This is a genomic window from Nocardia sienata NBRC 100364, from assembly GCF_001613205.1.
Lineage (GTDB): Bacteria > Actinomycetota > Actinomycetes > Mycobacteriales > Mycobacteriaceae > Nocardia > Nocardia sienata.
On record NZ_BDBX01000033.1, the window covers coordinates 48,460 to 72,113 of the forward strand.

A 23,654-nucleotide genomic window follows, 5' to 3' on the forward strand; every position below is an offset into this window, starting at 1 on the left:
TACCAGAATCGACGCAAACATGAACCTCCCTCATGTTTGAACCCGCTGGTGAGGGCCGGTCCTTACCCCCGCGAAACGTGAGCACTCCTCATATTGCCGGTTACCGAATCGTTATAATCCCAGGTGGGGTTACCGGCGAGTACAAAACACCGGCCCGCGTCTTCGCGATCCGCCGAGGGACCGGTAGAGTTTGGACGGTCGTACCATCAAGCGCGAGTGGCGAAATTGGCAGACGCGCCAGATTTAGGTTCTGGTGTCCACGGACGTGGGGGTTCAAGTCCCCCCTCGCGCACTTCGCTTCGTGTCATTCGTGACGCGAAGCGTTGTGGGAGTACCCCGACGAGGGACCACCCGGTCCACGACCCATCAGGTGTAAGTCACCTCGGGGCCGGGCAGCCTCGGATCGGCCGCTTTCTCGAGCGCGCCGCGGAGCCCTGCACCTGGCCCGTCCACGCTGCCGACGCCGGCGCACCGATGACGCCCCTACTGCGGGTGGCATCGGTAGGTCGTGCGGCTGACGACCGACTCGTGCAGGACCGTCCATCGGCCGTATACCCGTCGACGACCCGCCTTCGGCGCCGATGACCGCACCGACAACCCGTCGCGTCCCGGATGCGGCGGGTGGCCGGCCAGATCTCGGTGGTCATCGTCGACGACGCCGATATGGACGTGCTCGGCGACGGACCGGTGATCCGCACACTCGCACGGCCACCCGGCCCCGAAAATGCAGCTCGGGTATGCCGAGGACGAACGGGGGCCGCCGAGACGCAACCGTCATCCAATGCGACCGAGACCGGTGCACTAGTTTCGTCGACTATCCATCCGGTCGATGAGTTCGATGTCGACGAATTCGCCCAGCCGCGCACTGGTCTTGCCCTCCGCAACGTCACGAACAATATCCTTGAATTGCCAGACGAAAGTGCGGGACTTCGGCGCGGTTTCTTCGATTGTGCTGGCGAAGACGGAGTCGCGCATATGAATCTCATGAATCTTCGGCAGATTCCAGTACGGAATCATGGGCGAGAGATGGTGGTCCAGGTGATACCCCTCGTTGTGCATACCCAGGAAATGATAGGAAAGCGGTCCCAGCGCACGGTGACGAGTGGTCCTCACATCGGTATCACCATTTCCGACGAGAGGAAAATGCTCCAGCAATGCCATGTACCAATTGATCATGGGGAATACGATCAGCAGAGGCACGATCCAATAGAGCAAGAATTGGCTTCCGTATCCGGTCGCCCAGCAGAGCAGACCGAGCGCACCCAGATAGCACAACACTCCCAGACCAGGAAGTGCCTTGTTCCAGGAACCGGAGAGCTGCAACTCTTTCACGATGGCTGTCGTCTTCGTACCCAGTAGCGGCAGCAGCATGTGACGCCGCACGAACCCTGCACCGGATTGCGGCTTGTACAAGCCGGCGGCGAGATGTGCCCGGAAGTCGGGATCTCTGCGCACATCTCCGAAACTGCCATGATGATCTCGCATATGGCTCCGCCGGAACGCGTCGTAGGGTTGGAGGATCACGTACCCCGAGAACCACGTTCCCAAGAACCGGTTCAGACGGGGGTGCCGGGCCAACGTCCCGTGCACGGATTCATGAACCAGGGTCCCGAGCGCACGCTGCCTGGTTGCGATCACAGTCAGCGCGACAGTGAGATAGAAGACCCACCACAGCCACCCCGAAAGCTGCTCACAGACGAGGACAACGATCGCGATGACCACCCAGTCGCCGATCAACGCCAACGGCCCATGCCAATTGTCGAGCTTTCGAAGTTTTCTGACCTCACCGTCGATCTCGGAATCGAACCTGTAGCGAGGTACGCGGCCTGGCAGCGGATTTATGTCATCGCTTTGTTCTGTCTCGATCACCATTGCCTCCTTACTGCGGCTCGCCGCCGCTGGCGAGTTCGTTGCGGGTGGGTCGTGTGACCGGCTCGGCGTGCGGTAACCGAGGGCAGGGCCACAGAGCCTGGCCGTTGCTCACAGAATCGATGGCCTCCGCCGTACCGGCTGCCAACTGGCGTTGTCACGGTAGGCAGGGTTGACGACTCTCGGGTCTTCTCCGGTTTCGAGAACATTCTTGATGGAGTCGGCGTTGGCCGCGAGTATCGCGCGGAAGGACTCCTCGGTCGCACCGGCCGCGTGCGGCGTGACCAGAAACCGCCTGCTGCCCAATGTCATCAACCCGAGGGGATCGGTGCGGTCCGACGGTGCCGGCACGATGTAGTAGCCATCCATTGCGGCGGCGGCGAGACGACCGTCGAGCAACGCGGAGCGCAACGACGCTGGATCCACGAGCTCCGCCTCGGAAGTGTTGATCAGTACCGCACCGGATTTCACGGCAGCGAGCTGCGTTTCGCCGATCATCCGCTCTGTCTGCGGACCGTATGTAACGTGCAGGCTGATGACGTCGGATTCGGCGAGCAGCTCGGCCAGATCGACCCGGCGAGCGGCGATATCGCGCTCCAGTTCCGGTTTGGCTGTTCGGCTCACATAGACCACCCGCATTCCGAAGCCGTTGGCCGCGATCCGGGCGACAGTAGCGCCGATGGTACCCATGCCGACGATGCCCAGCGTCCTCCCATACAGGTTGCGTCCTGTGGTCTTGTGCCATCGACCGGCCTGCGTTTCCATGGCAAGGTCGGTGATCCCACGCCAGGCGTCGACCATGAGACCGATCGCGAATTCCGCGACCGCACGCGCATTGGCGCCGGGCGCGTTGGTCACCGCGATCCCCGCCGCGGTGGCTGCGTCGGTGTCGATGTATGCGTGGTACCCGGCACCCGTGAAGGCTATTACCTTGAGGTCGTCGGCAGCGGACAACGCGGCGGCTGTCGCACGCTCCACACCACCGAGAATGTATGCGTCCTTGTCCACCAGAGCCCGCGCCAACTCCGATTCGGACAGGTCACCGCCATACACTTCGACCTCGAGATCCTGTCGGCGCAGCCATTCGACATCGGCCGGTAGCGGATCGGCCCCGGTGAGCAGGACACGATGAGGGCTCGATCGAGCCGTCATCGTCGCAGCCTTTCCTCGGCGAGCCGGATCTCGGTGTCTCGTAGCAACTGCGCACCCTCCAGCATCAGTTGTGAATCGCGCGCCAGGGCAACGCGTACGAGATTCCGGCCACGCTCCGGCTGATGCCAGAAGAAGTTCGTTCCGGGTAGAATATGAACACCCTCCTGGATCGCGGCGTGGACGAAGACCTCACAATCCATTCCTTCCGGAAGACGCAGCCAATCCACCGAAACAGGCGATCGCATCTCGGTGAGGAACTCGATATTTCCGTCGGACAGGATCGATCGGAGGATAGCCCGATTCTTCGTCACCGAAGGTAGGATACTCTCCTCGAAGCCGTTCTTCGAGCTGTCCTGAATAAACTCTGTCAGCACTCGTAGATGAAAAGGAGAAACGCTCTGCAATAGATCATCGTGCAGTCGGTACATGTCTGCGTACATGTCTTGACTACACACCGCCAGGCCGACCTTTATCTCACTGGTCGACCACGTCTTACCCGTATCCTCGAGCACAATATACGAAACTCCTGACTCCTCCAATATTTCATACTGCGACCAATCCGCCGGCGCAGGACAGAAAAATCTGAAGGACGTGTCCAGAACAAGAGTGCAACCGCGGTCGGCACAATACTGGACCAGCGTTCTGAACTCGGCCTCGGACAGCATCCATCCGGTGGGATTGTTGGGCGATACGAGCCACACGACCGCAGGCTCGAGCCGAGCCAGCGCCACAGGAATTCGTTCGACCGTACAATCCTGTTCCGTCAGCGGTACGATATCCACGTTTTCGCGGAGCAAAATGGACGAAATATTGTCGAAGACCGGCTCGATCAACGCGACGCGCTTGCCTGCACGAGCGCAATGGCTTACCACCATTGTTATCGCGGATGATGCGGAGTACGAGAGCATATACCTGGAAAAATCCTGGTGCATCGGCTCGCCGGCCAAGCCCATGAAGGCGCCGATAAAATCCTCTTCCAACTCGGTCTGGGTCCGATTCCGGGCTTCGTAGAAGAGCTCCGGAAAGCGTTCGACGATGTCGACCTGCGTAGCAGTCATAGGTTGCCGGCAATGGGCATCCGACAAATTTATGGCTTGATCGAGACTACGACGCTCATACGTGGTGCTGGTTGTTCGCGCAGGCGAATCGGGAGAATGTGAAATTCGCGGCCGGATGCTTGTCACCCTCGGTTGACCTTTCATATTTGTAGATGCATGTCGGTGTGTCGAGTTCGGTGTCGTCCAGGTATTTCGATCGGGACGGCCGGAAGCTCACAGCAACTATCGAAGTGCAGGATTCGGGTCGTGGGTCAATGCCATGGTGAGCCCTGTTTCTCTTTTGTTTTCGGAGCGTTGCTCCAAGGGGTTCGAAGAGTCTGCACCCCGGACGGACCGGCGGCGGCTGCTTCAGGAGCCGCCGATGATATTTCCCGGACCTCCGCCCGATCGCGATGTTCGAGAACCAGCAGATTCTCCTTCTCCCCGGATGCGCTATTTCCACCCAGCAATATGTCGAGCGAGCCGTCGTTATTTCTGGAAAAGACAACTTGCGCGATGTCGAGTATCCATCTCGCTGCGGTGACAATGCGTGTTCGACCCACTGCGCCGGATCGCCCACGGGCAGCGGCGGCACGGGCCGCAATTCGGCCCAGCAGGATTCCCGCACCGATGCCGAGCGCAGCCGTGAATAGCATCCCCCCCGACGAACCGGCAAGATGAACACCCTGGCTCGCCACCGTACTTCCCATGGCGATCCCGACCCACATCAAGCTGAAATGAAAGCCGAGGGCCTCACCAGGCGCGCCCTCGGAAAACGCTGCATTCATGTAATCGGTGCAGGCCGGAAAAACAGCCCCGGCCAACATGCCCACTACGAAAACAGCTATCGCCAGCATCACAGGCCCGGCCGCGAAGGCGCAGGGCACCATTCCGGCTCCGAGCCCTGCCAGCAGCACATACGGCGAGATGGTTCTGGAGATCGAACCGTACAGATACCCGCCTGCCACGGCACCGGCTGCGCCGACGGCGAGCACCAGTCCGATCGCTCCTTCGTCGCCGAAATCGTGCATCACCGCGATGACGAACATTTCCTCCGCACTGATCACCGCGGCGGCCGCGGCGTATGCGACACATGCCGCCACGAACCCGGGCTGTAACCAGGACCGCCGGAGCACAGGTCGATCCACCGGAGCCGTCTCGGTTTCCAGCGATGGGCTGGATCTGAGCAGCACCGCGCCGCAGCACAAGACCACCATTCGCGCCACCAGGAGCACCACATCTGTGTCGAGCATGCTCATCGCTGCGACACCCAGCGGCGGCCCGGCCAGCAGCGAAACATCGGCGGTCACTTCGTAGGCGGCCAGCGCCGGGCGCCGCTGCCGTTCGGTCGTGGCGACGGTGATGGCCTGTTTTGCCACGTTGATGACCGGTATCTCGAACCATGCCGCCAGCGCCGCGAGCAACAGCAGCACCGGAAACGGAGCGAATGGTGCAATCACCCAGCAGATCCCGTTGATCAGGATGGCCCGAGCGATGGTGAGTCGCGTACCCAAGCGGTCGAGCTGCGGGCCACGCCGTAGCTCGGTTCCGGCCAGACACAGGTAGACCACCGTACTCAATAGGCCCGCAGCAGCGTAGGACAGGTCCAACGTATGCCGCACATGCATGACCAGCATCAGGGATTGAGAGTTGAGAACCGTCCGGAACAGCAGGCTGAGTAGCACCATTTCGCATACTGTCCGGTTTGTCAGAAGCTCTAGATAAGCTTTCACTTCCGCTCACCCGGCGTGTAGTCGGCTTCTGCGGAAGCGATCGAGTCTTCTGTCAGGTAGGTGTTCTCAGTACGTTTACCACGGCGCCCCTGTCTCCAGGGTTCGGCACTTCTTTCCATTGCTATGCGAAAACCGAAGTAGTGAATATTTCGATAATCGACCCTGGACCGCTAGGCGATACCTGTCTTCTCGAGCAGATCGCACAGCTCCGGGATGACCTCGGACATAGCGCTCGCGAATCCGCGCATTTGCTGTTCTATGTCCTGGAATGCGCTGAGGTGGATATCGAGGCGTCCGGGTTGCAGGACATACCCGATCCCGATGCATCGGGCGGTTATCGGCCCGAATCCGAAGAATCGAACGTGGGCCGACGATACGGCACTGGTACTGAGGTGATCATCGCGCAGAATACTCCAGCCAGGGGATTCGTAGAGTGCGAGCGGCTCATCGCCGCGTTCCCGCTGGATGCGCTGAAGCTCCACCAGGTGCCGTTCCGGCGCGCGCCCCGCCTGGCAGTCCCTGGTGTTGGCGACATGCGTCTCCACCGCGGCGCGTAGCGCTTCGGCCCGGGCGGCGACCGTAGCGGTCGGGTCGTCCATCGACGCCACGAAGCGCACGACCTCGGGCGTCACCGCCCGGAGGGCCTCTGTGCGGCCGTTTCGGTAATGCCGTACCGCAACGGATTCATAGGTGGTGCCGAGGAATCCCCTCGATCGTTGGTGAGCCAGTTGGTACGCCATTTGGACCAACGCATCGGGGGATACCCCGAGACGCTTGGCCGTGTCCGACCCGAAATTCTCGAACGAGACGATCTCCGTGACCGTTTCATCCACCTGCCTACCGAAATCAGCAGAGGCGTTGTCGATTTCCTGCCGCAGATGATCGTCGAGACGGAACTCGATCGGCGATACCGCGGGAACTCGCCCGGTCTTCTCCGGGGAGATGGCCATCGTACTTCCCAGAACGGCGTCGCAGAAGCTGGCCACGGTGGTTCCGTCCAGACCGGACTCCTCGATATTGATGCCCGCGCGGCCATCGGCGAAGACGATGAATGTCAAGGCTTTGTCGTACCAGCGGTTACCACCATCACCGTGCATCAGGTGGTTACATGCCGCAAGTTCGCCTTCGGGTACGAAATCGTCGAGCGCTACACAGAACAGTGCCGTTTCGATCGTCTCGAGCGCGGCGAGATTGTCCGGATCTTCGATGAGTGCTCGGCGGGCAGTCGCCCATGCGGCACGTGACGTCGCCGTCAGCGCTCCCGGTGAGAGGTTGTCGACCTCCTCGGTGCCCCTGATCACCTCCAGTGCGGTGATCAGGTCCGCGACAGAATACGGGGTTCGGTCATCTGCGATGATCTCCAAGCGGAACGCCTGTCGACGGAAGAAGACGACGATATGGTCTGCCGCCGCGGGGCCGGGTTCGACGGCACTGTAGGCGGAGCGCACGGAATCGCGTTCGATACCGGGAATCCTGGTGGTACCGAACAGACACCTGTTCTGGTGCATGGACTGTGGCCGGCCGCGCAGCATCACGGGCGATACCAGCTCGGCGTCGAGTCCGAGTTTATAGGCGGCGGTACGCGCGATCAGTTCGGCGGCCCGTTCGAGTTGCCCGTGTTCGGAATCGGTGAACAAGAAGAACGAGTTCGCACTGAACGCGATACTGTCCCTATAGCCGAGATGGCGAGAAGCCCAGTAGGCATCGAGCCAACTGTGGACGCCGGGGGTCCGGTCGAATCGCTCGATTTCCTCTTGCCACTCCCGTGCCGGACTGTCCGGCGAGAGGAAATTCTCCACCGCTGCCTCGGTCGCCTCGAGTTGCTCGTCGGTCAGCAACGGCGCGCACCGCTCGAGCAATCGCTTGCACGATTCCTCCAGAGCCGGAATGGGCAGTCGCGGCAGTTGATCGTCGAAATCGAATGTGCCGACGGCGTTCTCGGCCCCAAACTTCTCGTTCACCGGGAGAGTGTCTCACCACCACCGCTACCGCGGCTGGCTCCACCGGTGGGAAGGCCCGGCAAGACCGCGCGGCCGAGAACTGTTTTCCCAGTTGAGGTCCGGTCTCGACCCGGTCGGTCACTGAGCGGATGCCACCGCCGAGGGGGCAGCCCCTCCCCGTGTGACGCCGGGCTGAAGTCCCCACGGCGCCGGCGCGTAGCCGCTCGGTGACAAGCTCGGGTTCACCGTGGTCACGGCCGCTGCCATGAACTGAGAATTTCCAATACGGGCCGGTCCGGCAACGGTTTCGAATGACCGGAGAGCTGTCGCATGACGAGGACGGCGTACCGGAAGTCCGTCTCGATGAAGTCGACGAGTTCCGGAGTAAGACGTCCAGACGATGGCAGAGGCGCAAATTTCACGGTATCGATCATCACGCGCTTGATCTTCTGCACCCTGCCGGCCGTCAGCAGATGCGGGCCGCCAAGTGTTTGGGGAACAAAACTTCCGGACATCAGATGGTCCATCCGGGCACAGTCGTAGACCGGCGGGCCCAAGACAGCCAATTCCCAATCGAGGAGAGTCAGGGAACGATTGTTCGCCAGCGGGAAGTTGCCCACATCGGGATCGGCGTGCGGAATATGGAAATCGCTTTCCCGGCATCGCAAGAAAGTCACTTCGCAGTGGGAAAAGGATCTCGGAGCAACCCGAACTCGTCGAACAATGCCCCGAATTCATCGTAGTGCCGTCGGTAGAATTCGGTGTACCAATCGGCCATATACAAGAAGTGGTACACCGGCAGTTGCCACAGCCATCGCTTCGGCACGGTCCATCGTCCGTCCGCGCTCACTGCCCAGAGGGGATAATTCCCGTGCCGGCGGTACTTCGGAAAGATCGATCGTCCGGTCCGTCCTACCCGGTCTCCGGGCGGCACGTGCGGTCGCGGTCCACCGCCATCGCGCCCAGTACGCGCTCGACATCGCTGACCGCGTGATCCTGCGGCAGCGACGCGCCGAGAGCCGCGGTGGTGGAATCGGCGAACGAGTCGGCGGATACGGTCGATCGCGGATCGGCGCAGGAGTGCAGCACATTCCGCACCCGCCCGAGCAGATTTCCTCTCATCGGATACAGCAGGGTGCAGTAGATCTCGCGCGCCGGCTCGTGCATCCATTGTGCGCGCTCGGTCGGTGGCAGTCAGCGTGCCGGGTGGCGCCGCGTGTGCGTGTTCTCGATCCGACCGAACACGAGCCTCGATATGACTATTCCGATGCGCCGGGACGCTCCGTCGACCGTGGCGTACTGCGGCGGTTGCTGCTCCATGGTGAGGGTTCGGGCTTCACGCCGACGTTGTCTCGCCCGCCGGTATCGGACAGTTCGGCTGGTGCCGTGGTGTCTTGCGCCGGGAGCCGTTGTCCGTCGGCGGAGGCAGGCCCGCCGATCATGGATTCTGCCGATTCGCCCGGTCCGTCCAGCAGGTCCGCGATCGGCACGGCAGGCCCCGGTCGCCCTCGGTCGGAGCGGGGCTTGCCCTGCGGCCCCGGGTACACGATATCTGCGGTGCCCTCTGCCGCACTTCGTAGCAGCTTTGCCATCCAGCCGGTGAACGCGGAGACCGGCCCCGCGGCCGCGCGCAGCCTGCGCTGGGCTGCCTCTGGAAGAAACCCGATTCCACCCTCGACGATGTCCTTCCCGATGCCCAGCACCAGATCCGGGGACTCCCGTAGAACCGTACTGGCCAGGTAACGGTCGACGACCTTCATCATGTATTCCTCGGCCGCTCGACTACCCATCCGCGACCAGATGAAGGCAGCCAGATACCTTGCCCGCAGATACTCCGGGCTCTGGGCCGCGAGCCCCCGGCAACCCGGGAAGTGCAGCGCCGACCACAGGTCGTCCTTCAGGTATCGGTTCCAGAATTCGTACTCCTCGGGTGTGAGGACCTCGCGCATCAGGTCGTGATCGTGGCCCAGCAGGGGCCTTCCCGAGAAGTACTGCATCTTGCCGAACAGAATCGACACCAGCTGCGGCCACTCGTCCAGCGATGTCGCCCGCAGGAATCTCGCCCACCTGGAGATCCGGTCGTTGACATCCCGGGTGCTGGCACGCTGCGGCTCATTCACCGGCAGCGTCCGCAGCTTCCAGACGGTGATGATCCTCCCGTCGCTCGTGGTCTTCTGCTGTTTGATGAACAGTGACTGCCAGTTGATCGCTTCGCCCAGTAGCGCCGCCGTAACCGCCGACTGTGTATCCGGCACCCCCAGTTCCTCGGCCCGCCGGTCCGCCATGGACAACAACTGCCGGATATGCTCCGCCGCCTCGTCCTCGCTCATCGGTGGGTCGGCGAGCTGCGCCAACTCCTCGAGCGACGCGTGACGGTGTTCGACGCGAAGCTTCCCCGCCGCCGCCAGATGTTCCGGCACATCATCGCCGAGCAGTTCCAATGCCCGTTCCACCCGGGCCGCCTCCGCTACAGCTTCGCGGTTGCGCATCAAATTATCGATCGACAAGCCGGTTACGGACAGCAAGGCCAGTGCCGAGTAGACGGGGGCACGTTTCACGATCCGGTTAAGCTCGAGAAAGTCCTTGTCGGTGAACTCTTCCTCGAGATTCGTCTCGCGCACCTTGTCGGCACCCCAGGAGACCAGGGTGGAGATGATCGAACCCAGCTCGCGTGGGCCCATCTTGCCGAATTCCTTGTCGGGTATCTCCAGTTCCTTCAGCTTCTCGACCACCTCCGCGTGCATGGCATCGAACCATTTCCCCCGTTTGCTGACCCAGTCGGCGCCGAACGGCTCTCCTGGCTCGGGCCTCGGCAGGTATTTCAGGTACCAGTACGCCGCAGGGTCGATCGCGATCAGCTCGTCGATGGCGGCGTCTGTCTCCGCCCAGTATCGAGTCCAGTATTCGGACTCGTTCTCCGCTGAGTCGCCGGCCCGTGCGTCGGTGTCGGCGCCGGGTACTGGCGGGGCCGGGGGTTCGGCGTCGGGGTCGAGGTCGATGGCGACGGTATCGGGGCCGCGCGGCGTGGGATCGGGTTCGGGCTCCTGTGCGGCCAGGATTCGACGGTAAGCGGCGGGGCCGGCCGCCGATGCGGTGCGATCGGCCTCGGGGTCGACGAGGCGGGAGCCGATCGTCCGGTGCAGCCAGCTCGGCTTCTCCGGTCCCGGCCGGTGCGGGGCGCGTAGTACCTCATCGCCACGGCCTACTGCGATCAGAGCGGAGCCGCCCAGCGGCTCGGTGGGAATGCCGGCGATGGAGTCGATGTACTGGAAGTACTGGCGATGACTTCGTAACGCAGTCGCGAACCGCGGCGTGTCCGGATACTGGGACCGGGCCCGTACCCCGCCGAACACCTCCGCCGCCGGATCCATCCCCTGCCCGCGACCGGCGATCCTTCCGGCCATCCCCGGTATGTTCGACCCGAGCGAGGTCACCGGGTCCTCACTGTTCGAGAAGACATACACCTCTTCGACACGGAACTCGTCCGCGTGCTGCAGCGGTCCCATGCCGGGAGAACCCAACACAGCGACCGATTCGACCACGGATGTCGACTCGGTGGCATCGAGGAATCGATCACCATATGCGGCCCAGGCCGCCGTGGTGGAGCCGTAACTGTGGGCAAAAAGCCGGTTCAGCGATATCGGAGAACCGCCGGGAAGTCCGCTCTGCAGCCGGCGAGTCGTATCGAACCCCCAGAGGTCTCGTACCATCAGGCGCCCACCCTCGATGGCCGATTGAGGCGAAACGGTCTCGGTCATCATCGTTCCGCCACTGGGCGCGTCGTAGCCGAGCCACGCCATCGAAAAGATTCCGAGATCAGGATTCAATCTCGCCGACGCACTGTAGAGATTCCACGAATTGGTCAACCTGTCGTTCAGACGTTGCAGCGTGGTGGTGATTCCGGGAATCTGCCACAGTATGACTTCGGCGCTGTCGGCCCTACCGAAACCGACCAGCGCCCGCCCGGCTCCGCCGAACTCCTGAGCTTCATAGCCGATCACCTGCACAGGGGGCGCGGGCACGATGGGTTCCATGGACCGTGTCTCGAGCTCCGCTTTACCCAAGGCGTGGTGGCTGTAGACCAGGTTGCGCAGATGCCGGCGCTCCGCGGCGTCGAGCTGTGTCGCCATCCATTGCTCGATATCGGCGCCTTCGGGACACCTGGCCCGATAGGCCGCCAGTTCGCGGGCGATCGACAACCGATTGACCTGATCTCGTATCTCGAAGGGAATACCGTCGGCGTTGCCGAGCTCGGGAACCGCCCGCCGCACGGCTTCCCTCTGCTCCGAAGTCAGCTGATGCCACCATCGGAAGTTCGCTTCGGCCCGCTGCACCGACCGTTCTCTCACGTCGTCATCGCCGTACTCGGCGTGCACCAGATCGGCCGGAGAACGAACCAAACCCCCCACATCGAATGCACTCCGTACCAACTCTTCCTCAGCGGACGTGGGCTTGGACGCCTCGGGCAGCAGCTCTGCGTACAGATGTGAACGATTGCGGATCGATCCGGTATCAGAGCTGAGGTCCCGCTTGCCGGTGCCATCGTCGACGATTGCGAAGCTGGCGGCGACATCCCGCGGTGTCACCACCTGCGTTGCCAGGAATGGCTGTCTGTTCGGGTTCTTCCGGCGATTCCACGGGTTGGCAGACGACGGAAGAATTCCCGGCCGACGCGTACGCGCGGTGTCGGTGAGCTGGGGATTCTCCAGCAGAGACGGTCCTCGTTCGTCCGAGCGACCGGGGTCGTCCGATGCGTGTCGCCCGAGTGTGGGATCGACCGGATCGGTAGCCAGAGCAGTACCGTTCGCTGCGATATCGGCGAATATCGTCAGTGACGATGAGGGAACCCCGGTGGCCGGGTCGGCAGAAAGATAACGTCCGAGCACCGACGTCCCGGGATCGGCAGCGGGGACCACGATGATCCGCTGTCCCCCGAACTCCATGCCCACACCGCGGCGGCGAACTCGCCTGACGCCTGCGCCCAGCACGGGAGATCGCCGCGATACCGTTTCCACGATATTGACCTCATCGACACCGAATTCCGCGGCATTCGCGACCGGCAGAGCGCCGCGGGGATCCGACAGCGTCACTGTGGTGACCTCGCCACTCAACCGGGCGTGTGCGCCGGCGGCGCCGACCATGGCTGCGGCGGCGCCGTAGGCGAATATGTGATTCACCGGCGTCGGAGAGCCATCGGGCAGCTGGGCGGCGTACTCGCGGCCCGCGTTGAAACCTGCGATACCTGCGCTGAACTGTCGTCCATGCTGCACCCCGATCTTCGCTCGTCTGGGCGCAGTGTGCCGGTGGGAAATCTTGGAGGCTGTCCGAGCGTCCGCGGTCCGTCCGGTAGTCGCCTCGTAATGGTTGCCCACGTAGACGACGTCGTCGGCAATGGACGAGAGGTCGCTGCTGTACACGACGTGCTCGGCGATCGAGAGCGCGGAGTCCAAGTCGCCGAACCCGATCTCGAGCCCGTCGTCGTGGTAGGCCAGCAGCTGCACCGGCGGCGGAACCTCTGAATGCATCGCCTTCGCCCGCAGTTCGGCCTGTGCCAGCGCTCTACGTGCGTGGAGGATACGGCGCAGCTTCCGGGGCTCACCGGGCCCGAACTCCGAGTTGACCGTCTGGCTGATCCCGAGATTCTCGGGGGTGCGGGCGAGGAAGCTCGCGAGGTCACGATCGAGTTTCCGCCGGTTCGCAGTGTTCCTGTCCGCTGCCGGGATACCACCGACATTGCCGACCTCGGTGTGTACGAACAACACTGCTTCCCGCCGGGCTTCGTCCAGCGAGTGCCACCACCGGGCCACGGCCGTCGCTCGGTCACGTGCCGTCGCCACGACATCCCCGTCGGGCCGGTCCTCGGGAAACAGATCCGCCACGGTCGCACCCGGCACGAATCTCCGCAGCGCGTCCTCGGCGTATGCGAGATCGATATCGGTGATGGGCCCGCCGGCGAGCGCGGCCTTCACCGACTGCGGTAGGTCCTGCCGGTCCGCCGTGTCCGGGGCGGCGGCCCGGCTCGGCCGCGCGGAGTCTCCGGTGCCGAAGCGATCGACCACCCAGGGGCCCGATCGGCCGTACTGCGCCACCGCCGGGTCCACCGCCCCCTCTACCTGCCGCTCGCTGACCCCCAAGGCATCGGCTATCTCGTTCCGACTCGGAGTCATCGCTGCACGTCCTGGGCCGGTCGCCGCTGTTTCGGGTACCGGCGCGGAGGACGTAGCTCGTAGAGCTGTTTCGATTATCTCCGCATACGACAGAACGGTGAAGCCGAGGCTGTTCAACCCGGCGAAAAGGGCATTGCCGAGATATCTGGCGAGCTGGAACATTCGAATCCCGTCCGGGTTCGGCTTGGCCGCCTCTTTCATCAGCCCGACCGTATCGATGAAGGCCCGGATCACGTCGAGCAGGAAAACCCAGGGCACTATGTCGTTCGGGTAGTATCCGAACTCCGGCACCCTACCGGGGTTCCTATGCATGATTATCGCCTGCTCGAGGTCCTCCGGACCGTATAGAGCAAGGCCGTAATCGATGAGCACGTACTCTTTTCCTTGCGACCGATCCGAGCTCTCGAGATTTCGGGATTCGTACCGCTCCAATACGTTATCTTTGTGTATGTCTCCGTGGAGAAAACGAAACCGCTGCGAGCGAACATGGGGAATTTGCGATTCGAGTCGATCGAACAACGACTCACCGAACCCCAGCGCGGCGAACATGGTTCGATACGGCTCGATCCGGTTGAATACTCGAAACTTCTGCTCGAAGTGATCCATGAGCATTCGGTAGATACCGACCGAGTCGCCGTCTCCGGGGTACCCCTCAGGAAGCGGCAACAGCTCTTGCGGAACGGCAACCTCGGAGAACTGTTGCATGATTTCCCGGAGCTGACGCATCATCTCCATTCCGGAAATTTCCGACACAGGCCTGCCGTATATCCGCCGCTGAATCTCGAATTCGAGCTCTCCATGGTCGTCCAGTGCCAGATACAGCGGGGAATCCACACCCCGCACACCGGCCTGCGCCAATGCCTGCCGTGTCTGGTATTCCTTAGGCCAGAGCACGAAATCCAGCGTTTCCGCTTCTTCTTTCGGGATGCGGACAACGAAATCGGACAAGGGATGGTCATCGAAGTCGAACATATAAACATCGTTGTAGCTGCCCGAGATCGGTGTACCGTACTCCAATGCGGCATCCCGCAACGCCGCGGCTATCGATCGCGGCATCGCGGAATTCCTGTACGCGGTGGCCGGAAGCAGATCCCGGAGCGCGGGATGGCTGAGCAGTACGGCCGCCGGCGGGGCGACAGCGAATGACTGGTGGGGTCCGGCGACTTCGGTCTCATCGGCTTCGCCCAGATCGGGTCCGGGGGTATCACGCGTCTGTGGGCTACCTGCGGTGGCATCCGACTGGGCCGCCGATCCGGTTGTACCGCTCTCTGTGGCCCTGTCCGAGGGCGATACATACTGGCCGGGAGTTGATCCCTCGATGCCGGCCCCCGTGGACCCGCGATGTTCGTCCGGCAGATCCGCGAGCACCACTGCCGAGGCCGGGGGCGCGGACTCGTCCAGTTCGAACCAGACCACCTCCGATGCGCCCAAAGCGTGCGTGGCCGTCCGCTGCGACAAGGCGGTCAGCAGATCGAGCGGCCACCCGGACCTCACCGTCATGCCGGCGCGTTCCACCGATTCGGACGCCGCCCGGCGGCCAACTGTCTCGACATGCAATACCCGAGCGCCCCGCGGTCCGGTCACCTCGGCGACCAAAATGCCCGGAACTCCGCCATCAACTATGCGGGAGCCCTGCTCCGACACCAGCACGTCAGCGTTTTCCACCTGCGCGGACGGCCAGTCGCGCAGCAGCTCTCGCAGGTCTCGACGCGCCTGCGCCACCTCTTCCGGGCCGGTCACAAGCAGTTGCACGATCCGAGCCGAAGGCTCGGGTGTCTCGGGCCCGGCGTCCGAGACGGAGGGATCCGGGCCGCCGTCGGGCGGCCGGTGCGCTGGATCGGTCACCAGGTCTTGAACGCTGGGTAGGGCTTCTGCGTCACCGTCGTCGACGGAAGCTCCTTCTTCGGTCCCGGGAGTGACGGCATCGCCGAGATCGGCGGGGACCGGAACGAGCTCCCGGGTGCGGGACCCGTCGCGCTGCCGACCGAACACCGGCCGGTCGCCCGAGGGCGTGGCAGGCCGGGCAGTGGCGCGCCCCGGTTGCGATGCGAGGTCCGCGAGCTGCTTCTGCTCCAGCCGCACCAGTTCGTCGAGTACGAAACCGGGTTTGCCGCCCCTGTCGGGGTTCAAGTAGGCGACCTGCTGTTTCACATATCGGGCCCGTTCGGCCGGGGTCATCGACCGCCACGCCTCGGATACGGATACGGCCGGGCCCTTCGAAGCGATGCTCGCGCCGAACTCGGAAGCGGCCGGAATCGGTCCGCGATAGTTCGCCCGCGCCAGCGCATTACGCTGCTCTGCGTCTTTCAACACCTGTGCATACGAAACACCCCGGAGCAGGGCCTGCAAGGCGTAGACGGGGTGTGTGGGGTCCGCCGGTGCGGTCCTGCCGAAGGCGTTATTCGCTTCGGCCAGGGCTTCTGCCGGATTGAATACTCGCAGAGCGCCCAGTTGCAGTGCCGCTGCGTCCAGCCCCAGTCTCTCCGCATCCGGGTCCAGGCGGGCGGGAGGCCGGCCGTAATCCTTGCCTTCACGTATGCGCCGGCGAGTGTTCCCATCGAGCTTGTTCAGCCACGTCTTGTATACGGTCTCCAGATCGACCCGCCCCGATCCGTCGTCGCCTTCCCCGAGCTCGGCGGCGGGCCGGCGCCGGTCATCGGTTCCCGCCCGCGATACGCCGGATTCACGCAGCCAGTCGTCGAAATCCGCGCGACTCGGGAACCGACTCAGCCACGATTCGAAGGCCTCGAACAGTCGATCTTCCTCCGGGTTCATCGATTTCTTCTTGCCGCTGCTGTACGCATCGAGCCGGCCCAGCCAGTCGTCGAACTGGGTATCCGGCGGTAGCGAACCGAACTTTTTCAGTTCGGTGAAATGTGAGAACAGGTGGCCGAAAGCACGAGCTTCTTTCGAGTCCTGGCTGCTCTCTTTCCGGACGGGACCGATTCGCGAATGGTCCATCGGGAACTTGTCGTAGAGGCCTTTGCGTGCGTTTTTGTCCTGCAGATGGCCCATCTCGTGGCTGACGGCGTCGTAGGCAGGATCGCCGGTCGGGGCCATCAGGCGGCCCGCCTGCACTGCCCCCCGCATGGTCTCCTGGAATTTCTCCGGATTACCGAAGAGGTCCTCGTTGAGGACCATGAAGGTCGGAGCGGCGCCCTCGACCACATCGGGGCTCCAGATACAGGCACCGATATTGCCGACCACAGGAGCGATGAGTACGACATCGAGCTGAATGTCGTCGACGTTTTTTCTCGCGGCGTAGCCATCGACTATCGCGTTCCTGATCGACAGTGCCGTATCGACGGAGATCCCCGGCTTGTCCAGCCCGAGGACCTCGACCCCGTACGTGTCGAACAACTGCCGGGCGATGGCCTGCTTGATTTTTCGCTCCGCGTCGGCTGTCGTCGCAGCGCTCGCCCGGGTCACGCGGTCCTCGGCCGAGGTCCGCTGTCGCCGGGCCACCGTATCGGCTGTCCGTACTGCGATGTCCTGCGCAACCCACCCGAGCAGGTCGACCTGAGCATCGGTGAGGTCCGCGCCGGACCGGGAATTCACCGCATCGGTGACGAGCCGGCGTATGGCGGGAGCCAATAGGTTGAGGCTGTCGAGCCACGTATCTCTCGCTTCGCCGAGCAGCCACTCACCGACGTCGACCCCCGGGGGGACCTGCCACCCATCGGCTTCGGCGGCGGCGAGCGTGGCACGCGCGACTGCGTGCGCCAGGACTTGGATCCGCGTCGGCGGTGTGCCGCGGTCCGCATCCCAGCCGAGCACGACACACATGCCCTGGGCGGTGGCGGGGCCGAAATAGCGGTCCAATGCCTGGCCGGCGGACCGGTCGCCCTGCTGCGCCCGTTGCAGCGTCTCGGTGCGATCGCGGGCGGACAATCGGTCGAACGCGACGGTGGTATCCGCAGCGTCGGCGAGGATCGGCTGGGCGGTCCGCACTTGCTCGACCAGCCGGCCGACGGCCGCGGCCCGCGCCTCGGTCCGATTGTCTGCCTCGGCCTGGGTTGGGGTGAAAGCAAGTCCTTGCTGCAGCGCCGGCCCGAATTCGGTGACGAGTCGGCGTTGGGCCGGATCGAGTTGATTCAAGTTCGCGGCCAAGACATTTCGCGCGGTCTCGCGCATATGGTCGGCGATGTCGGTCCCGATGGGGATTCCTTGCGCCTCGACATGCGCGAATGCCGCGTCCCGCACGGCCTGCGCCACCGGCAGCAACGGCGCGGCCGCCTGTCCGCCCGGTGCGTCCAGCAACTGCAGGAGGTGGCGGAGGATGCTGTCGCCGTATTCGTCACGCAAGGTGGGCGCGGCGGGCGGATTGCCGGAATCCGTATGAGCCGCTGCCTCGAGAGCGAGGCCGGCAGCAGTCGGCGCGAAGGCGCCCTCCGGCGCAGCAGGAGTCGCCACAGATTCGCCCTCGTGCACAGCAGCAGTGGCCACAGACGCGCCCTCGTGCGCAGCAGCAGTCGCCATCGAGGCGCCGTCGTGGACGCCAGCAGGGGCGTGATGTGTCTGCCGGGCCGCCTGTGGGCCGGTCCCGTCCGCGTGTGGGGCCGCCGTATCCGCGGTCTGGGGAGGGGGATGCCAGGGTTGCCGGGTCGCAGCGCCGTGTGCCTCGGCGGGTGGGGCGTTGGCCTGGTTGGCGCTCGCGTACTTGGTGGCGAGCTGATCCTTCTCCACCGCGTCCTTCATCGCCGGGACGGCCTTCTCCAAGAGGTCTGTCCTGGCCTGCTCCAGGGACAATTCGGCGTCGCTCAGTTCGATCTCGGTGGTCTTGGTGTCGAACTGCTCGTGCCGCTCTTGCGCAACCTTTTGCGCCTCGACTGCTTTGGTGTACTGGACGATCTGTTGCGTGACGCCGTGGTCGGTGACCCGGCCCCGGAAGTCCTCGGGTGATATGTAGTGCACCGTGCTCCCGGGCGTGCCGCCGTTCTCGCGGTCGTCGCCCGAACCACCGCGGGCGACGCGGCCGTCCACCTGGTCGTTGACCCGTTGGGAGAACGCCGGCCCGCCACTGGTCTTGCCGAGCACACCGCCGAGCGCGATCGATTCCTTGGTCGGTGTCGGGTCGGCGCCTCGGCCGCCCTCCTTGTTGATGATGAAGATATCGCCGGGTTTTCCGAACTCCTCGATCATCTGGCGCACGAGCGCCTCGGAATGAACGTTGCTCCCGCCGTGCTCGGCGTAGAACTCCGCATCGACTATGACGAAGTTCAGCTCGAAATCGTCACCGTACCGTTCCCGCGCCGCCTTGTGCAGATAGTCGACCAGGCCGAGCCGCCCTGCCGCCGGGTCGCCGCGCCCTTCGCCGTTGTCCATCAACGTGATCCACTGCGGTCGGCCGGTCTGCACGCGCTTGTTCTCGCCGGTCACCGGATCGGTGACGTCGACAATGTCGGCATGTGTGACGATGTCGCCGGCCAGGTGCATGAGTTTGTCTTGCGTGTTCTCGAAGAGCAGCGGCTTATCGACTACCCGGTTCGAGGTGTAGAAGGTCGGCAGCTCCGGCACCGGACCGACACCGTACAGGTCGTAGGTGACGCCTTCGACGCCCTTCAAGGTTCCCGACACACCGGACGGATCGAACAGCAACTCGCTGCCGATCAATTGCTGATCCGACATCCGCAACGAATGCTCCTGATTCGCCCGAACCGGCAGTCCCTCCTTGAGATCCACGAACTGTCCGACATCCTGCCACCGGACCTCGGTCGACTTCGTTCTGTCCCACATCGCCTTGTCGTTGGTTTCGTGGGCGAGGACGCCGATCTTCGCGCCCTCCCCCTCGTCCGCTCTCGTGATGTAGTGGGTTCCCTTTTCCAAACCCCAGCGTGCGTTGGCGGCATCGGCGAAAAGCTTCAGCTCCGAGACGGTGGCAGGTGCGCCCGCCACCTTCTCGAGCTTGACGACGGCCTCCGGGGACGTCTGGGCGGCCCACATTCCCCGGGTGTTCTCGGGTCTCTTGAAATCTGCCGCCGTCAGGCCGTGGTCGCGTTCCGCGGTCACCAGCCGATCCCAGATACTCTGCAGTTCGGCCACCACCTCGGGTGTGGCCTCCTCCGCCGCACCGGGTGAGAGTACGCACTCGGAATTGCCGTCGAAGATGGTGTCGAATTCGTCGATGGTGAGTTTGCCTACCGGGAAGGGCTCGAACCGAGTGTCCAGACCGTAATCGGAAGCTGCGGTATCCAGCCTTTCCTTGATCCGGTCGATAGACGGTTTTGTATTGAAAAAATCCCGCAGTGCCGTCACCTCGTGTTGCGGCATGCCACGGGCTGCGAGATCGTTCATCATCGAATCCGCGACCTTCAACGCGCGAAAAAGGTAGTCCTCCTTGGTACCCACGACGATCCGCCCGCGGCCGGGCACCGGATCCGGCAGCGGACCGTCCTGGTCCATCCGGATCACATCGGTCCCCGTATCCGACTCCGGCCGCACCACGAAGGCCTGCAACTCACCGGCCAGCTCACCGGCGAGCAGATCACTGCTGGTCCATGCGTGCGCCGTCCCGTGATCGACGGCATCGGTCACCATCTTCATCACCATGACGATGGTCTTGCCCTCGCCGGTCTTCATATCGACCGGGCCGTGCTCCAGCAGCAAGAACGCCGCGGCCTGCGTCTCTCGTACCAGGCGATGTCGATCGTCACCCCGGCGGATCCACTCCGTCATCGCCGCGATCCGCTCCTGTCTGGAGCCCCGCACCATCGTGTCGACCACCGACTCCGGTGATGCGGTCGCCATCGGGCTCGTACCGTCGGCCGCGCTGCCCGGGGCTCGCAACTCCCCGATCGCGCGACCGGCGGCCAAGGCCGCGCTGACCCGCTCCTGGGCAACCACCTCGAACACCGCGCCACGATCGGTGAGGATTCCCGCCTCGAAATCGTTCATCAGCGAAACCCCGGCCCGGTCCGACATCTTCACCAGGTCACCGGCTCTCGCCCGCGCTGCGGCCTCGTGCCCGGCCACCGCGGCCTCGTATACATCCCGGGATTCGGTCAGCTTCACCCGGGCCTGCCGGAGCTGTTCCTGGGCCGCCCGCGAGGCATCGACAGCCACTCGATCCGCTGCCGTGCCCTGCCCGGACAGATCACGGATCCGGTCACTGGGACCGAGCCGGGTGGCCCGCTCGTGCGCCTCCGCCACGCGCACGGCCTTCTCCTGCCGCTGCAACTGCGCATAGGCGGCCCGTTCACGCTCGGCTGCCTCCGCGACACGCTTCCGGTGGTGTTCGCGCACAAGCTCGTTCTGCCGCCGCTCCACCGCAATACGCTGTTCTACTTCGGCTCGTGCCTTCGCACGTGCGGCCGCGGCGGGATCTTCGTCACGAGCAGCAGGTGGTGCATCCGAATCCCGCTGTGCACGAGCAGTCTCCGATTCGGGACGCGGTCGTGCGCCGTCGTTGTCGGCGGTCTCCCGTTCGGCCTTCGCTTGCCGCCGGTTCGTACTGTCATCACCCGCACGCCCGGACGCCGGTCCCGGTTCGGTGGCGCCCGCCGGCTTCTGCCGGGCGGCACCGTCTTCGGCACGCCCATGCTGGGACTTGCCCGATTTCACAGCGGGGGGTTGCTCTGACGCAGCGATTTTCGGAGCGGACACAGCGGCCGGTCGTTCGCCTCCACGGTCCGCGGGGGCCTCGCCGCGCCCAGCGAGGGCGGGCGGCGCTTCTCCGCTTCTCGGCTGCGGTGCCGCCCGTTGCCCGGCAGCGCCGTCTCCGGCGCCGACAGGTTGGCCGGCTGCGTTGCGGGAGGGTGCGGGGGATTCGGGACTGGTGACCGTCATGACCGGCCCGGCGTTCCGGTCCGCCGATTCGGGGACCGAACCGCTGCGCCGTCCGGCCGGGGTCGGCTCGGAAACGAGGCCGGGCGTGGCCTCGGACACCATTGTCGGATCCGGCTGCCCGCGACCGGTTTCGGCCACCGCTGCCTTCGGAACTGCCGGCGTCGATTCGCCGTTCGCGACTGGCCGCGCCGGATCGTCCCCCGAAGCGGCTGCCACGCCGGGTCGGGCGTCCGGCGCCGGCTCGCCGACCACCTGCTTGCCGGGGTGGGGAAGTCCGCCGGCCTGTTCGCCGTCGGCGGGATGCGCTCGCTCCGGACCGGCGGCGGCGCGTCCCGTGGGTGCCTCCGCGGTGGATTCCGTCGCCGCGGCGCGGGAACCGGCCTGGTCATCGCCGTCCGCGGCCGATTTCGACGAAGCCGATCGGGCACCTCCCACCTCGATGTCCGCGGGATGCGGTTTATTCGCACCGGCCGCGGACTCCAGCGGGCGGGCAGCCTGCCGAGATCCGTCGGGAACCCCGGACGGTGTGGGCGCGGTGCCTGAATCGGCGTCTGCCGGCGGCGGTGCCGTCCGCGCAGTCCCGGCGGGAGCATTGTGATCCCCCATCCGGGGTGGCCCACCACCGGCACCGTTGGCGACCGCCGACTGTGCACTGCTTGCCGGCCTGGAATCGACCTCTGTGGGAAAGGCATCTCCCGGGGCGGTCGAAGACCTGACCGGACTCGGCGGCCCATCGACGGAGTTGGTTTTCTGCTGGGTGCCGGGCTCTTGACGGAGCGGGGACAACACCGCATCGAGTCCGGGCTGCCGAGACTCGGGCCGGATGCTCGGATCCGCAGCAGTGAGCGGACCAGGTGCGCGCACTGCGTCTGTGGGCGATCGGCTGTCACGGTGTGCCGGAGCGCTCGGGGCACCGCCGTCCGGACCGACAGCGGAGGTCGCGGTCGAGGGCGGCTCCGGCGGCTCCGGCGACGCGGCACGCAGGCTCGCCAGACTGTGACCTGCCGCGCCGAGGAACCCGCCGGCCACGGCAGGCAGGAGACCCTCGGTGAAGCTGTCCATCGTGAACTTCTCCCCGGACAGGCCTATCGCCACACCCGTCCCGAAAAGGCCGCCGACCAACCCACCGATACCACCGGTGACCAGCGCGCCACCGATCTGGATCAGCACCTGCTGCCCAGTGCTCGTGGCCTTTTGCGCGTGGGCGAGGGTGGCCGGGGTGACCAAGCGGTCACCGGCCCATTTCCCCGCTACCAGGCCGGCGCCGCCGCCGAAACCACCGGCGAGGGTCGTGACCAGGACTTCTTTCCCGTCCACCGCGTCGCGCTGATCGTAGGCCACCTGCTTCAGCTGCACGGCCAGGTTGATACCGCCACCTTGGATGGCCCCGATAGCCGCGGCTTTACCGGTCAGAACAAGAGTTCCGCGTTGCGCGGCCGCCCGCGCGCTCAAACCCGCCAGATATTCCAGCAGTTTGCGTGAGGCGATTTCCAGCGCCGTACGGGTCTGAACTTTTTTGAGGTGCTGAACGATCGCGCCGCCGTAGGCGAACATGATCGTGGCGTGCAGCAGCGTCCACGCCAGGATCACCGCGAACCCGATAACCGTCCACTTCTGCACCTCGAAGGCATTCGCGCCCTCGTAGAGGTGCTCGGCCTCCTTGTCGAATTCATCGGCTTGCCGGCGGTACCTTTCCGCCAGCTCCCGAGAAGGTTCTTCGTGCGCATCGCCGGACCGGCCGCCCCTGACGGCAAAGCTGCGGGCAGCGGTTCTCTGATCGAGGTATTCCGCCTGTTCGCGGCACCACTCGGCTTTTTCCGACAGGCTGTCGGCCCGGCGACGCATCGCGTCTTCCCTGGCCTCGGGAAAATGTCCGGCAACGACTTCGATCACGCCGGGGGGCAACCAGGGTGGCAGCTGCAGAGTCAAGATTCACCCTGCCCGTCGACCCGTTCCCGGTAGGGAACCCGG

Annotated in this window: 8 protein-coding genes and 1 tRNA gene; 1 reads left to right on the plus strand and 8 read right to left on the minus strand. The window is 64.5% G+C overall.

Annotated elements, in window-relative coordinates; all coding sequences use genetic code 11:
- The first annotated feature begins 210 nt into the window (after positions 1–210).
- A tRNA-Leu gene (locus NS4_RS18355) sits at positions 211–292 on the plus strand.
- A 509-nt stretch (positions 293–801) separates the two neighbouring features.
- Here NS4_RS18355 and NS4_RS18360 read toward each other — a convergent pair.
- The 8 genes from NS4_RS18360 to whiA all read right to left on the minus strand — a co-directional run bounded on the left by NS4_RS18360 (position 802) and on the right by whiA (position 23,612).
- Positions 802–1,869, minus strand: a complete 1,068-nt coding sequence (locus tag NS4_RS18360; RefSeq protein WP_218020365.1) for a fatty acid desaturase family protein — start codon at positions 1,867–1,869, stop codon at positions 802–804.
- 111 nt (positions 1,870–1,980) lie between these two features.
- Positions 1,981–3,021, minus strand: coding sequence for a 2-hydroxyacid dehydrogenase (locus NS4_RS18365; RefSeq protein ID WP_063060747.1), 1,041 nt, complete (start codon positions 3,019–3,021; stop codon positions 1,981–1,983).
- Entirely contained in the window at positions 3,018–4,079 is a 1,062-nt protein-coding gene (locus NS4_RS18370) for a pyridoxal phosphate-dependent aminotransferase (protein ID WP_063060748.1), read from the minus strand. Before NS4_RS18370 ends, NS4_RS18365 begins: the two co-directional genes overlap by 4 nt.
- Before the next feature lie 251 nt (positions 4,080–4,330).
- Positions 4,331–5,746 carry an MFS transporter gene (locus tag NS4_RS18375; protein WP_063060749.1) on the minus strand — a complete coding sequence of 472 codons (1,416 nt, stop codon included), beginning with the start codon at positions 5,744–5,746 and terminating at the stop codon, positions 4,331–4,333.
- Between the two features lie 215 nt (positions 5,747–5,961).
- The gene (locus NS4_RS18380) at positions 5,962–7,752 is read right to left on the minus strand and encodes a choline/carnitine O-acyltransferase (protein ID WP_063060750.1); all 1,791 of its coding nucleotides are present in this window, start codon (positions 7,750–7,752) and stop codon (positions 5,962–5,964) included.
- 230 nt (positions 7,753–7,982) lie between these two features.
- Complete coding sequence (locus NS4_RS18385) at positions 7,983–8,408, minus strand: phosphotransferase (protein ID WP_063060751.1); 426 nt, start codon at positions 8,406–8,408, stop codon at positions 7,983–7,985.
- Positions 8,409–8,643: 235 nt separating this feature from the next.
- The gene (locus NS4_RS18390) at positions 8,644–8,898 is read right to left on the minus strand and encodes a hypothetical protein (protein WP_063060752.1); all 255 of its coding nucleotides are present in this window, start codon (positions 8,896–8,898) and stop codon (positions 8,644–8,646) included.
- Positions 8,899–8,990: 92 nt separating this feature from the next.
- Entirely contained in the window at positions 8,991–23,612 is a 14,622-nt protein-coding gene (whiA, locus tag NS4_RS18395) for a DNA-binding protein WhiA (RefSeq protein ID WP_157106108.1), read from the minus strand.
- Positions 23,613–23,654 lie beyond the last annotated feature (42 nt).

Bases quoted from the DNA above. Each gene is read 5' to 3' on its own strand.
- NS4_RS18375 (WP_063060749.1), bottom strand. From the start codon at position 5,746: ATGGTGCTACTCAGCCTGCTGTTCCGGACGGTTCTCAACTCTCAATCC.
- NS4_RS18370 (WP_063060748.1), bottom strand. From the start codon at position 4,079: ATGACTGCTACGCAGGTCGACATCGTCGAACGCTTTCCGGAGCTCTTC.
- NS4_RS18365 (WP_063060747.1), bottom strand. From the start codon at position 3,021: ATGACGGCTCGATCGAGCCCTCATCGTGTCCTGCTCACCGGGGCCGAT.
- NS4_RS18390 (WP_063060752.1), bottom strand. From the start codon at position 8,898: ATGCACGAGCCGGCGCGCGAGATCTACTGCACCCTGCTGTATCCGATG.